The following is a 12,544-nucleotide window of genomic DNA, read 5'->3' on the forward strand; positions in this document are numbered from 1 at the left end:
ATCCGGGGAGGGTAAAGCGCGGACGATGAGAGTCGCGGTGGGTCAGCTATGCAGCGAGTGCCATAGCCCGGATGGAGCGCAGCGCAATCCGGGGCCGTTCCACCCGGATAGACCAGTGACGAATTTCGCTGCGCTCCATCCGGACTACGACCGCTACTTGCAGCTTTGGCAGATCATCAGCTTGCGTTTCAGCGACTCGTCTTCTTGATCGATCAATTGCTCAGCGGCGCCTTTCGCACCCGGATCGGCCCTGGAGCCCTTCGCATTGCGTGACCTCACAGGCGGGACTACCTGGCTCGAGGTGTCGTTGCCGTCGCCGATACCTACGCTGAAGCCATCGTAGTCGGCAGCTGGGTTCGGCGCCGATGGAAGCCCGCCGATCACCGGCGGCGAAGCTTCTCTGATGGATGCTGCCGGCGGAGGTCTGGAAGTTTTGGCGCCCGCATGCGGCGGCGATGCATTGGGCGGAGAAAGCGAAACCGACGGCGCGGCCGAAGTCTGCCCTCTCGCGCTGTCCTGCGACCAGACGCCAACAAAGATGAGGCTGAAAGCCAAGAGCATCACGCTTCTCATCCGCATCCTTCAAGCCGCCGTGGTTCGTCGATTGACAGTGTGAAGCGTATCAGGACCCGCATGGTCGTCAAAGCGCCGCAGCCCGGATTTCGCTACCGGGAATATAGTTCACAAAGCGTGACCGGCCCGCCGCGCACCAAGCCAGGCCCTGTCAAGTCAAAGAGGAATTTAACGCTTGCGCCCTAACTTGCGCTCGCCATGAGTGACCAGGTCGTCCACAGCGAGGTTCAACCGTTTTCGGCGCGTGCGGCGCTTCCCTGGCTGGTGAGCCTTGGCGTCTATGGCCTGCTGCTGATCCTTGGACCGCGGCTGCTCAATGATCCCGACAGCTATTCCCACATCGAGGTCGGGCGCTGGATCATCGCGCATGGCACGCTGCCAGCGACCGACCCATTTTCCTTTTCGAGGCACGGCGCTCCCTGGATCACCTTCGAATGGCTCTCGGAGGTGATCTACGCCGCAGCCTACGCGCTCGCCGGCTGGCCAGGCGTCCTCGTCGTCGGCGCCGCGGCGATAGCGCTCGCCTTTGGCCTGTTCACCTTCTTCCTGCTGCGCGAGCTTTCGCCGACCCAGACGCTGCTCATGGTGATCGTGGCCGTCATCCTCTTGGCGCCGCATATGCTGGCGCGGCCACATGTACTGGTGCTGCCGCTGATGGTGACCTGGGCGGCGGCCCTGGTACGCTGCATGGATTGTCGAGGGCCTCCGCCGTACTGGGCCCTTCCGCTGCTGGTCGTGTGGGCCAATCTGCACGGCAGTGTGGTGCTGGCGCTTGGACTGATCGGCCCTGCAGGGCTCGAGGCGCTGCTCTGCGAGGAGCGTAGTGAATGGCCACGCGTATTCCTGCGTTGGCTGCCGTTCACGGCGCTTGCGGTCGCGGCGTCCTGCCTGACCCCCTACGGGCCGGAACCGCTGCTGATGCCGCTGACCACGCTCGGCCTCGGCCCCGCGCTCGGTTGGATCGCGGAATGGCGGCCGCAGGATTTCAGCCATATAGGCTTCTTCGAGCTGTTGCTGCTGGCCGGGATCTTCGCGCTCTCGCGCGGCGTGACGCTGCCGGTGGTCCGGGCCTTGGTCGTGATCGGCTTGCTGCATTTCGCGCTGGCCCAGATCCGCAATGCGGATCTGCTGGCCATGCTGGCGCCGCTCTATCTGGCGGCTCCGCTGGGGCGAAAGTTCGGCGGACCGATTGGGAAAGATGCGGCCGGCTCGTCGCGCCGCCTGAACTGGCCGCCCTCGGTGTGTTGATTGCGGTGAGCGGGGCGACGCTGGCCCGTGATATACGGCCGGCTCCGGCCATCACCCCTCAGGCTGCCATCGCTGAAGCCAACCTCGCCGCAGCGGGGCACGTGCTCAACGATTATACCTTCGGTGGCTATTTGATCTTTGCCGGCATTCCCACCTTTATCGACGGTCGCGGTGAACTGTACGGGGGAGCGTTCATCAACCGCTACAATCGCGCCCTGGCGCTCGTCGATCTCGGCGACTTTCTCAGATTGCTCGACGAATACAGCATCGGCGCGACGTTGCTCGCGCCGGGGACGCCGGCTATAGCGATGCTGGACCGGCTGCCCCAATGGCAGCGCGTCTACAGCGACGACGTGGCGGTCGTGCACAAGCGGCGAGATATACCGCAAAGATAGATCAAGCGGTCCCGTAGGCGGCGTATTGGCCGCCGAGCGGCACGCCGCTCAGGGTCGCTTCGAGACGCCGCGACGGCTTGGTGTCGCAGGGCAGCAGCAGGAAATGGCGCGCACCGATCTCGCGCAAGCCGCCGGCAGCCATCAATTTTCGGGTTGTGCCGGCCCCGAGCAAGACGGCGTCCCGGTCGAACTCACAACGCGCGACGGCAAGACGGGTCAGCGGGTTGTACGGATTGTGCTCGATGACGCAGACGAGTCCACCGGGGCGCGTCACGCGCCGCATCTCCGCGATGAATTGCGCCCATTCCGTTGGCACGAGATGGTGCATCACGCAGACGGCCGTGACCAGATCGAAGCTGGCATCGTCGAAAGGAAAGGTGCGGCCGTCGAACTCACGGTAGTCGACCCTGCCGTTGTCAGCGCGCGCCTGCGCCAGGCTGGCCGACGAGACGTCGATGCCGCTCAAGCGGCCGACCATGCCGTGCAGCAGTGGATGAAGGCTGCCTACGCCGCAGCCGACGTCCAGCATGTCGGGCCTCTCCGTGTCGAGCCGCTGCGCGATCAGGTTGCCCAGCAGATCGGCCTTGGCGCGCATGAAGAAATGATGCGGCAAGCCGGAGAAGTCGATCGAGGATTGGACCACGTCACGGTAGTTGTCGTGATAGCCGTCGAAGAGCTCGGTCATGCGCTGTGTCACTCGTTGACGGCGTGGATCGCGGGTGCGGCTGCCGCCTCGTTGCGGTCGAAGCCAGCGCGGGTCTGCACCACGTAGAGCGGTCGACGTTTCACCTCGGCATGGATGCGGCCGACGTAAAGCCCCACGATACCCGTCATCAGCATGTTCATTCCACACAGCAGGGACATGACGACCATCGTCGAGGACCAGCCGGTCACGAGATGACTATCGTTGCTGAGCCACAACAGGATCACCCAGCCGCCATAGAGCAGTGCCAGACCTGAGACCGTCAATCCGCACCAGATTGCCAGGCGCAAGGGCAGATCGGAAAAGCCGAGCGCGGCGTTCATCGCGAGCCGCAGCATCTTGAACAGCGGATATTTGGTCTCGCCCGCTGCTCGCTCGAGGCGGTGGAAGGTGACCTCCGCCTGCCGGAAGCCGAGCCAGGCGATCATGCCGCGTACGAAGCGGTCCTGCTCCGGCATCTGCCGAAGCGCGTCGAGCACCTTGCGATCGATCAGGCGGAAGTCGCCGACGTCGGCGGGGATGCCGACCGAGGACATCCTGCCGAGAAGCCGGTAGAACAGATGCGCGGTCGCGCGCTTGAATCGGCTTTCGCCGTCGCGCGACAGGCGGCGGGCGTGGACGATGTCGTTGCCTTCCTGCCATTTTGCGATCAATTGCTCGATCACTTCGGGCGGATCCTGCAAATCGGCATCCATGACGATGATCGCTTCACCTTGCGCGGCGTCCATGCCGGCGGTGATGGCGATCTGATGCCCGAAATTTCGCGACAGGCCGATATAGCGAAAGCGCGGGTCGCGCGTGGCGAGTGCCTGTAGCACGATCGAGCTGGAATCGCTGCTGCCGTCGTCAACGAAGATCGCCTCTGCCGGCCCGTCGAGCCGGGACAAGACGAGGTCGAGCCTGCGCAGCAGCACCGGCAGCACGGCTTCCTCGTTGAACACGGGGATGACGAGGCTGTAGCGGATCGACTGGAAATTGGCCGCCATGCGAGAGAGTCCAACTCGTTGCAGGAGCGGAAGTCTATGCCGGCGGTGGTTAAGGTCGCCTTGCCACAACCATTAAGGATATGGGGCACCGCGGTGGCTTCCAAAAGGCGGGTGCAGATGGTGATGCCCGATTAACCACGCTGGGCAGCCGCGGCTTCGGCCTAGGACTTGCGGTCTAGGACTTGCGGCGGATCTTGTAGAGAACAAATCGCTCAGAGGTGTCCAGCGCTTCCAGCAGATCCGGCAGCGGGTTTGCGGCTCGCGGCCCGAGGACATAGAGATAGTCGAAGTCCTGATGCCAGGTGCGGACGAACGGCGGAACGCCTGCCGGCGGCCGGCTTGCCGCAATCGCGGTAAGCACGCCCAGCGGCACCGGCCCCCCGTAGGGAATGGCAAGACGGCGCACGTCCTCGCGTGGCCGCACGGGCTGCTTGCCCGCTTCCGTGAATAGATTGGGCACGAACGCGTTGGCATAGTGCACGGCCAGCGTAGGTGCATAGTACATCGGATATGAGGTGAGGTCGGCGAAGGGCGGGTCTCCATTGTCGTCCGTGCTGGCGACGAGGATGCGCGAGCCGCGATCGATCTTGTGGAACGACTCGACGATGGCCGCATAGTCGGTGCGGTAAGGCAGCCACACCGTGAGCACGACGGCGAGATTGATCAGTATGACGCCACTGATCGCGGCGAGCGCTGCCATTCTCCACGCCCGGCTGGGCAGCGTCAGCGAGCAGAAGGCCGGCAGGATCAGAGCCGCAGCGGGAATGACGCGCAGGTCGACGAACGAGGTTCCGAACAGCTTCGAGGGAATGACGACGTAGAGCAGCGCGAAGCCGATCGCGAGCCAGGTCCCGGCTGTTTCGAGCTTGAGGACGCCGCGTCTTGCGGCGAAGAACAGCGAGACCATCAGCGTAAGCCCGGTCGCCGCTGCGATTGTCAGATTGTAACCGTTCATGATGCGCAACGGCCAGATCGGCTTGAATCCGATGAACCAGCTCGTTCCTTCGCTTCCGATCGATCCCGCGGTCATGCGCATGATCCCAAAGAGGGCAAGCGCCGGTATGGCCAACGCGCCGAGCCGCGCGGCGGCGACCCCGTACGACCTTCGCCCATGGCGGATGCGCGAGAGCTCGTAGACGCCGAGCGTCGCGCCATAGACGCCGAGGGAGAAGAAATGTGCTGCAAACAGCGCAGCGACGAAGACCATGTTGACGACGAAACGCAGTGGCCATGGGCGCTCCGCGAGCATCAGATAGACGGCGATGCCGCAAAGAGCGAGGCCCAGTCCGAACTCGAAATTCACGAAGCCCCAGCTGAACGGCAGACAATAAAGGAAAGCGAGCGCCGCAAAGCCGGCGAGATGGACCCGTCCCTTCCGGGCCCATTCGAGCAAAAGCGCGCCTCCGACGATCAGCAATTGGCTCAGGAGCAGAAACAGGCGCGTGGCGTTCTCGACGTTGATCAGCCGCGCCATTTGCGGGACCAGCAGATCCATTCCAAGGTTGGGATAGAATGCCCAGGCCACTTCGTAATACGGATTGGCATTGGGAGTGCCGTTCTGGCTCAGAATGTACATCCGGGCGAGATGATTGGGATAGTCGACCATCGCGGGGATAGCGGTCAGCAGCACCGGAAGAAACGACAGGGCCGCCAGGACAGCAAGAACGCTGATCGGCGTCGATCGGTCCGAGCCAAGACGAGCCCAGATTGTCGAGGTCGGCTTGTCGGAAGGAATCATGTCATAGGGCCGCTAGAGTTTGAGCTTACGCTCTACGACAGCGCAACCGCGCGACACAACGCCAATAATGCGAACTTCGCGAAAATCAAACTGGGGTCGCCGCCGCATCGGAAGGAGGAGCCTATCATCCGGCGCGCTGCACGCGGATTCGTGCTGATGCGATTGCGGCGCGCCGGCTATGCCGGCTACTTCATCGCCGCGCTGATCGAGTTGAATTTGCTGCTCAGGAGTGCGCTGCCCGTGTTGTTCACGGCCGTGATGATCGCGAACGCGATGCCGGTGGCGATCAGACAATACTCGATGGCGGTGGCACCATTTTCGTCGGCAAGAAATGACTTGAGCAAAGTCATCGTCAACTCCTGTTCATCCGTCCAACCTAGGCCGGTGCCGTTTTCGGAATGGTAAATTGATTCACTAAGTTTTCGTGAGCGCGCCAAAACGCAGGGCGGATGGTCCTCACCTGCCGTTTGATATGGTGACATCGATTGACTTAAGGTTTCGTCACCCAATTCGGACGCATTTGGCGATGTCGTCATCCCGTCTCAGGACGAGATCTGGCGTTCCGGTGCGGCCTTGCTGGAGCGTTTCAGCACTATCGCCAGACGTCCGACCAGATAGCTGACCACGGACGGCTGCGCTCGCGCGGAGCTGCCGGCCAGGCTTTCTTCCTCGGCCGCGTCGTTGACGATGCCGATGTAATTCTTTCTGGCGTCCTGCTGCTTCACGAGCCTGCAACCCCGAGTTCAATCGAGGGGCGACGATGCTGCGCTGAGCGGGAAGCGTCGGTTAATTTTGTCTTCCGTAGGATTACGTGCCCTCCGGCCGCAGGCAGACGCTGAAAGCGCGGCTTGACTTAACGGATTGTTGAGCCTGTTCTCGAGCGGGGCGCCCGGCTCACTCGCGCCGACCGTCCGCATTCAGCGCCCGCAACACCGCGATGCGGGCGAACATCATCCAGCCGCCGCCGGTCTCGGCCGCGTTGATCAGGGTTTCGATCGCGGTCTGCCAGTGGCTCGCATCCTGCGTATCCTCGGGCAGTCGCATGATGTGATCGGCAGCTTCTTGCAGCGTCCGCAGCTTGCGCCCGCCACGTAACGAGATGGGTTCGTCGAACGCGGTCGACCAGGGCATGTCAGGTCGGCCGATCGACGAGGGGCAGCATCACGGCGTCGGCGCTGTGCGATGCCGCTAGCCGGCCTTCTTCGCCCGGGCCGGCGCGCGCACCGGCTTGTCCGCCTTTTTGGGAGCGGCTTTCGCAGCAGTGTCCTTGCCGCCCTTGCCGGTGATCGGCAGCAGCATCTCACGCTGGCCTTCGACGCGCTTCTTCGGCTTCTTGCCCTTGACGGCGTCCTTGGTCACGTCCTTGGCCACCTTCGCCGCGGGGCCTGCGTCCTTCTCGTTCGCGATGCTCTTCTTCAGCGCGTCCATGAGGTTGATAACGTTGCCGCTGGTCTTGGGCGCGGCCTTTGCTGCGATGGGCGCGCCGCTGCGCTTCTTGTTGATGAGGTCGATCAGTGCGGTCTCGTAATGGTCCTCGAACAGCTCAGGCTCGAACGCGCCGGACTTCTTCTCGACGATGTGCTTTGCAAGGTCGAGCATGTCCTTGGTCAGCTTCACGTCCTGGATGTCGTCGAAATAGTCCTTCTCGCCGCGCACCTCGTAGGGGTAGCGCAGCAGCGTCCCCATCAGGCCGCTCCCGAGCGGCTCCAGCGCGATGATGTGCTCGCGGTTGGTCAGCACCACGCGGCCGATCGCGACCTTGTCCATGCTCCGGATCGTCTCGCGGATCACCGCAAATGCGTCGTGGCCGACCTTGCCGTCGGGCACGAGATAGTAGGGGCGGATCAGATAGCGGCTGTCGATGTCGGTCTTCGGTACGAACTCGTCGATCTCGATCGTGTGGGTGGACTCCAGCGCGATGTCGTCGAGCTCGTCCTTGGTGACCTCGATATAGGTGTCGGTGTCGACCTTGTAGCCCTTGACGATGTCCTCCGAAGTCACCTCGTCACCGGTCTCGGCGTCGACCTTGAGGTACTTGATCCGGTGGCCGGTCTTGCGGTTTATCTGGTTGAACGAGACTTTCTCGGTATCCGAAGTGGCCGGATAGAGCGCGACCGGGCAGGTCACGAGCGACAAACGCAGAAAACCCTTCCAATTGGCGCGGGGGGCCATGGGCTACTCCAAACGCAACGGGGACAGAAGACGAAGATACCATCGGGGAACACCGAATCATAGCAAGGCGGATCGCTGAATCTTGCAACTGCGTTAATCGGCCGCCCGGCGCGCGGTTGCAGCCCGATCCGGCTGCAAAAACCGGAACATCATATCCGATCATGCGTTGCCACTGGACATTCGCCGCGAGGAGTCGCGGCCATCCGATGCGACGGCCAGAAATTGAGGTCACCATGGCAACCACGCGAGACCAACGTCAGATCGTGGAAACTCCGACGGAGGCGCGCCAGGGCGAGCCTGGGCCGTCGGTGGCGGCGCTGCTCGCCATATCAACCGGGCTCGCGATCCTGATCCTCGCGGTCATCTGGTTCGTGTTCTTCCGGACCTGATCGGCAGATCGACCGGACGGTTTGCACCTTCCGACTCGCCGCGTAACGCGGCACATTGCGCCCGCCATGCCGTCGGTTCGTCCGGTGGCATGGCGGGCGCAGTGCGTTGACTGCGAACTGGTCGGATATGACCAAAAAGTAACGCGGCCGGTTCCCCGGTGTTCATATTCAGTTCACGCCGGAATTGCTCATCTGTGCAGGTGTTCATGCGGCCTAATTCTGGAGAGAAGCGTGCGCCTGCTCGTCGTTGAGGACGACCCCGATCTCAATCGCCAGCTTACCAAGGCGCTGACCGACGCCGGCTATGTCGTCGATCGCGCCTTCGACGGGGAGGAGGGGCATTTTCTCGGTGACAACGAGCCCTACGATGCCGTGGTGCTCGACATCGGCCTGCCGAAGAAGGACGGCATCTCGGTGCTGGAGGCCTGGCGGCGCAACGGCCGCACCATGCCGGTCCTGATCCTCACCGCGCGCGACCGCTGGAGCGACAAGGTCCAGGGCTTCGATGCCGGTGCCGACGACTATGTCGCAAAGCCGTTCCACCTGGAGGAGGTGCTGGCGCGGATCCGCGCGCTGCTGCGCCGCTCCACCGGCCACGCCCAGAGCGAGCTGACCTGCGGCCCCGTCACGCTCGACACCAGGACCGGCCGGGTCAGCGTGTCGGGTAATCCCATCAAGATGACGTCGCACGAATATCGGCTTCTGGCCTACTTGATGCACCATTCGGGGCGTGTCGTGTCCCGTACCGAGCTGGTCGAGCATCTCTACGACCAGGACTTCGACCGCGACTCCAACACGATCGAGGTCTTCGTCGGCCGCATCCGCAAGAAGCTCGACGTCGACATCATCCAGACTGTCCGTGGCCTCGGCTATCTCCTGACCCCGCCGGCCCCCGGCGCTTGAAGCGCGGTGTCTCGAACTATCTCGTCTAGACGTATCTTGGCTTGACGGGCGGCGCAGCAGGGGCCTTGTTCGGGTCATGAGTTCCGACGCCATGCCACCCCGCGCCTCCGGGATCATTCCGATGCCCGCCAGCTCGCTTGCGAACCGCCTGTTTCTGTCGGCGACCGCGTGGCTCGTCGTGATCCTGGCCATCACCGGCGTGGTGCTGTCGTCGGTCTACAAGAACGCCACCGAGCGCGCCTTCGACCGCCGGCTCAATCTCTATCTCCGCACGCTGATCGCCGAGGTCGCCACCCCCGACGAGCCGCCGGACCGCCAGTTCCAGTCGCTCGGCGAGCCCTTGTTCGAATTGCCGTTGTCCGGCTGGTACTGGCAGATCACGCGGACCGACACCGAAAAGCCGGAGGTGCGCTCCTCGCGCTCGCTCTGGGACAAGAAGCTGCCAAAGCTTGAAGAGCAGGGCACCGAGCTCACAGCCGCGGGCATCCGGATCGCTTATGTCGACGGTCCAGAGGGACAGAACCTGCGCATGGTGGAGCGGCCGGTCGATCTCGGCGCGGACGGCAAATTTCTCGTCAGTGTCGCCGGTGACGACACCGAGATTTTCGACGAGACGCGCAGTTTCGATTACTACCTCGGCGGCACCTTCACCGCGCTCGGTATCGTGTTGCTGCTGACCACCGTGTTTCAGGTCCGCTTCGGTCTCGCGCCGCTCAAGCGCATCTCCGAATCCATCGCCGACATCCGGTCCGGGCGGGCGGAGCGGCTCGAGGGCGAGTTCCCGGTCGAGATCGCACCGCTGGCGCGCGAGACCAACGCGCTGATCGACGCCAATCGCGAGATCGTGGAGCGCGCGCGCACCCATGTCGGCAATCTCGCCCACGCCATCAAGACGCCGCTCTCGGTCATCGTGAACGAGGCCGGCGCGCATGCCACCGATCCGTTCGCGGCCAAGGTGATGGAGCAGGCCGACGTGATGCGCGACCAGGTCGCCCATCATCTCGAGCGCGCGCGCATCGCGGCGCGGGTCTCGGTCGTTGCGACGGTGACGGAGGTGGCACCGGCCATCGAGGCACTGCGGCGGACCATGGAGAAGATCCACCGCGGCCGCGGCATCGTGGTCGAGGCCGAGGCCGATCCGTCGGCGAAATTTCGCGGCGAGCGGCAGGATCTGGAGGAGATGGTCGGCAACCTCGTCGACAACGCCTGCAAATGGGCGGCGTCGCGGGTCTTCATCGAAGTTCTGGCGGAAGCGCCGCAGCAGGCGAGCATCGGTCCGCGGCTGCATATCATCGTCGACGATGACGGCCGCGGCCTGTCGGAGGCCGAGCGCACCCAGGTCTCACGGCGCGGCCAGCGGCTCGACGAGTCCAAGCCCGGATCGGGCCTGGGACTGTCGATCGTGACCGAGCTCGCTGCGCTCTATGGCGGCAGCCTCTCCCTCGGCCGCGCACCGACGGGGGGCCTGCGGGCGGAGCTGGTCCTCCCCGGAATATAATCCCTTGTTCCGACGCGACTATTTGGCTTGCGGCACCCCGATCCGGACGAAACCAGGGGTATTCGGAGCGACTTCCTAAACGGCTTCTTAAGTGGCCCCACCTATGATCGAGGAGGACGGATCCCACGTCCGCCATTTACCGTTCATTACCCGGGCGCATGAGCCAGACATCGATCGAGCGGCTGAGGGACTATCTCGCGCAGCTCCCGCCGCAGGCGCAGGCGCTGCTGATGCGAGAGTTCGAGCGTGCGCTCGAGCGCGGCCAGGACACGGCCGTGGCAACCCTCGTGCTCGATCAGCTGCGCAAGATTGTCCGCAAGACGGAAGCCGACGAGGCCGCACCGCCGCGTACGGACGATCTGTCGCGGCTGCTGTTCCAGGTGCTGGAACCATTCCTCGTCGAAGCAGGCGCTCCGATCCGGGTCGGGCAGGTCCGCCGCTCCTCGCTGGCTCCGATCTGGCAATGGCTCGGCCGCGACGGTGCTCCGGACAAGCTGAAGGAACTCGAGGCGGCGCTGGCGCGCACGCCGGCCGACAGCGCAGGCCAGGTCGAAGCGCTGACCTCGAAGCTCCAGGCGGTCGCTGCGGATGCCATCTTCGAGCTGACGGGGCCGGGCGGGGGCGACAAGTCGCGTGCGCTCGCACGCGTTGGCCCGCCCAACGTGATCGAGGACTTCTATTCGAGCGGGGCGGTGCTCGCGGTCCGCGACGCCATTGCCACCTTGAACGAGAAGCTGCCGCGCTCTTTGCGCGCCTTCGGCGATGCCCAGATCGCATCGGTGACTGCAGCGCTCAACATTCCCGTCCTCCAGACCCCGCAGATGCTGCCCTTCGCGCTCTCCATCGTCGTGCAGCGGATGACCGCGCCGTGGCAGATCATCCGCCTCGCCATCAAGATTGCCGCATCCGACGACGAGATCCGTGTTGCGGCAACGCCCTATGGCGTCGCCGTCACGATCGCGCTGCATGATCTGTCCTGCGTGGCGGCCATCCTGCGCATGGACATCAAGCGCGGCCATTTCGACAATGTCGCCGCCAATCTCAAGACGCTGCACGACGGCGTGCGAGGCCTGCGTACCGAGCTCGACCTGCGCAACGATTCCGCCTGGGGCAAGCAGTTGACCTCGATCCGGGCCGACATCTCTAACGCGCTGCAATCCGAGATCGACAGTGTTCCCGGCCGCGTCCGCCGCATCCTGCGCCAGCGCGCCGAGAAGGACATTCCGCCGGGCGCGCGGATCGACAGCACCGAGGTCGAGGAAACCGTCGCGCTGATCGATTTCGTCGCCACCTGCCGCAATTATGCGAGCGAGCTTGCGATCAACGAGGTGACACTGCGCACCTATTCCGACCTCCAGCAATATGTCGAGCGTTCGACTGAGCAGCTGGTGCAGTCGCTGCGCGGCGCCGATCACAAGGTCCGCACCTATCGGCAGCAGCAGGTGCAGGCCGCGATCCGCTTCTGCCAGGTGCTGTTCGGCGATGATTATGCCTCGCTGATGAGCCGCGCCGCGGAGAACGCGGCCACGGGCGAGCGCAAATCGTCGCGCGCTAGCTGATCCAGGCGCATATTTCAGTAGTCACAATTTCAGGTTGACGGTGTCGGTGGCTGGCCCTACGGTCGCCGTGCAGGTTTTTTATATTTCTATCTGTGGGCGCATGAAATCCGTTATCAGTTCCATCGAAATCGAGAATCGCGTCGTTGTTGCCAAATATCAAAGGCTGATGGTCGGCGCGAAGGTGGTGCTGGTCGAGAAGGCAAGCGGTCGGCAGCTTCCTGAGACCGTCACCAGGGTTGCATCACCCGTTCCCGTCGGGGCGTTGCGCATCAGATTGCCCGACGCTATCGAGCCGGGAACATATTTCCTGAAGGCCTTCAACGGGCATGGCGAGGACGCCGCTCAAAGCGCGGACTTCGAGATCGGCTAAGCCGTTGGAT

The 12,544-nt window shown here is 63.8% G+C and carries 15 protein-coding genes; 7 read left to right on the forward strand and 8 right to left on the reverse strand.

The genetic code is table 11. The annotated features are described in order from the left end of the window. Positions 1-153 precede the first annotated feature (153 nt). Positions 154-573, reverse strand: coding sequence for a hypothetical protein (locus tag IVB42_RS34210; RefSeq protein ID WP_026233607.1), 420 nt, complete (start codon positions 571-573; stop codon positions 154-156). 198 nt (positions 574-771) lie between these two features. On the opposite strand from IVB42_RS34210, the gene IVB42_RS34215 reads away from it, so the two are divergent. After that, positions 772-1,821 carry a hypothetical protein gene (locus tag IVB42_RS34215; RefSeq protein ID WP_247471896.1) on the forward strand — a complete coding sequence of 350 codons (1,050 nt, stop codon included), beginning with the start codon at positions 772-774 and terminating at the stop codon, positions 1,819-1,821. Continuing rightward, positions 1,815-2,216: a hypothetical protein gene (locus tag IVB42_RS34220; RefSeq protein ID WP_247471899.1), complete on the forward strand. Its 402-nt coding sequence runs from the start codon at positions 1,815-1,817 to the stop codon at positions 2,214-2,216. The genes IVB42_RS34215 and IVB42_RS34220 overlap by 7 nt, the downstream gene beginning before the upstream one ends. A gap of 1 nt (position 2,217) precedes the next feature. Here IVB42_RS34220 and IVB42_RS34225 read toward each other — a convergent pair whose 3' ends face one another. The 7 genes from IVB42_RS34225 to IVB42_RS34255 all read right to left on the reverse strand — a co-directional run bounded on the left by IVB42_RS34225 (position 2,218) and on the right by IVB42_RS34255 (position 7,815). Beyond that, positions 2,218-2,901, reverse strand: coding sequence for a class I SAM-dependent methyltransferase (locus tag IVB42_RS34225; RefSeq protein WP_018458546.1), 684 nt, complete (start codon positions 2,899-2,901; stop codon positions 2,218-2,220). A gap of 8 nt (positions 2,902-2,909) precedes the next feature. Then, complete coding sequence (locus tag IVB42_RS42405) at positions 2,910-3,905, reverse strand: glycosyltransferase family 2 protein (RefSeq protein WP_018458547.1); 996 nt, start codon at positions 3,903-3,905, stop codon at positions 2,910-2,912. 175 nt (positions 3,906-4,080) lie between these two features. Next, the gene (locus tag IVB42_RS34235; RefSeq protein ID WP_018458548.1) at positions 4,081-5,643 is read right to left on the reverse strand and encodes a hypothetical protein; all 1,563 of its coding nucleotides are present in this window, start codon (positions 5,641-5,643) and stop codon (positions 4,081-4,083) included. A 185-nt stretch (positions 5,644-5,828) separates the two neighbouring features. Next, complete coding sequence (locus IVB42_RS34240) at positions 5,829-5,993, reverse strand: Flp family type IVb pilin (RefSeq protein ID WP_018458549.1); 165 nt, start codon at positions 5,991-5,993, stop codon at positions 5,829-5,831. Between the two features lie 192 nt (positions 5,994-6,185). Continuing rightward, a complete protein-coding gene (locus tag IVB42_RS34245; protein WP_018458550.1) occupies positions 6,186-6,368 on the reverse strand; it encodes a hypothetical protein in 183 nt (60 codons plus the stop codon). 169 nt (positions 6,369-6,537) lie between these two features. After that, on the reverse strand, positions 6,538-6,774 hold the full coding sequence (locus IVB42_RS34250; RefSeq protein ID WP_018458551.1) for a hypothetical protein: 237 nt from the start codon (positions 6,772-6,774) through the stop codon (positions 6,538-6,540). Between the two features lie 57 nt (positions 6,775-6,831). Beyond that, on the reverse strand, positions 6,832-7,815 hold the full coding sequence (locus IVB42_RS34255; protein WP_018458552.1) for a Ku protein: 984 nt from the start codon (positions 7,813-7,815) through the stop codon (positions 6,832-6,834). Between the two features lie 233 nt (positions 7,816-8,048). Here IVB42_RS34255 and IVB42_RS34260 point away from each other — a divergent pair, with 233 nt between their 5' ends. The 5 genes from IVB42_RS34260 to IVB42_RS34280 all read left to right on the forward strand — a co-directional run bounded on the left by IVB42_RS34260 (position 8,049) and on the right by IVB42_RS34280 (position 12,534). After that, complete coding sequence (locus IVB42_RS34260; protein WP_007593402.1) at positions 8,049-8,204, forward strand: hypothetical protein; 156 nt, start codon at positions 8,049-8,051, stop codon at positions 8,202-8,204. Positions 8,205-8,435: 231 nt separating this feature from the next. Continuing rightward, positions 8,436-9,107 (forward strand): response regulator transcription factor, encoded by a 672-nt coding sequence (locus IVB42_RS34265; RefSeq protein ID WP_018458554.1) that lies wholly within the window; start codon positions 8,436-8,438, stop codon positions 9,105-9,107. 121 nt (positions 9,108-9,228) lie between these two features. Then, positions 9,229-10,605 (forward strand): sensor histidine kinase, encoded by a 1,377-nt coding sequence (locus IVB42_RS34270; RefSeq protein ID WP_018458555.1) that lies wholly within the window; start codon positions 9,229-9,231, stop codon positions 10,603-10,605. Positions 10,606-10,763: 158 nt separating this feature from the next. Next, on the forward strand, positions 10,764-12,164 hold the full coding sequence (locus IVB42_RS34275) for a hypothetical protein (protein WP_018458556.1): 1,401 nt from the start codon (positions 10,764-10,766) through the stop codon (positions 12,162-12,164). A gap of 100 nt (positions 12,165-12,264) precedes the next feature. Continuing rightward, a complete protein-coding gene (locus IVB42_RS34280) occupies positions 12,265-12,534 on the forward strand; it encodes a hypothetical protein (protein ID WP_007593394.1) in 270 nt (89 codons plus the stop codon). The last annotated feature ends 10 nt before the right edge of the window (positions 12,535-12,544 follow it).

Origin of the sequence: Bradyrhizobium sp. 45 (assembly GCF_023073155.1) — a bacterium.
GTDB lineage: Bacteria > Pseudomonadota > Alphaproteobacteria > Rhizobiales > Xanthobacteraceae > Bradyrhizobium > Bradyrhizobium canariense_D.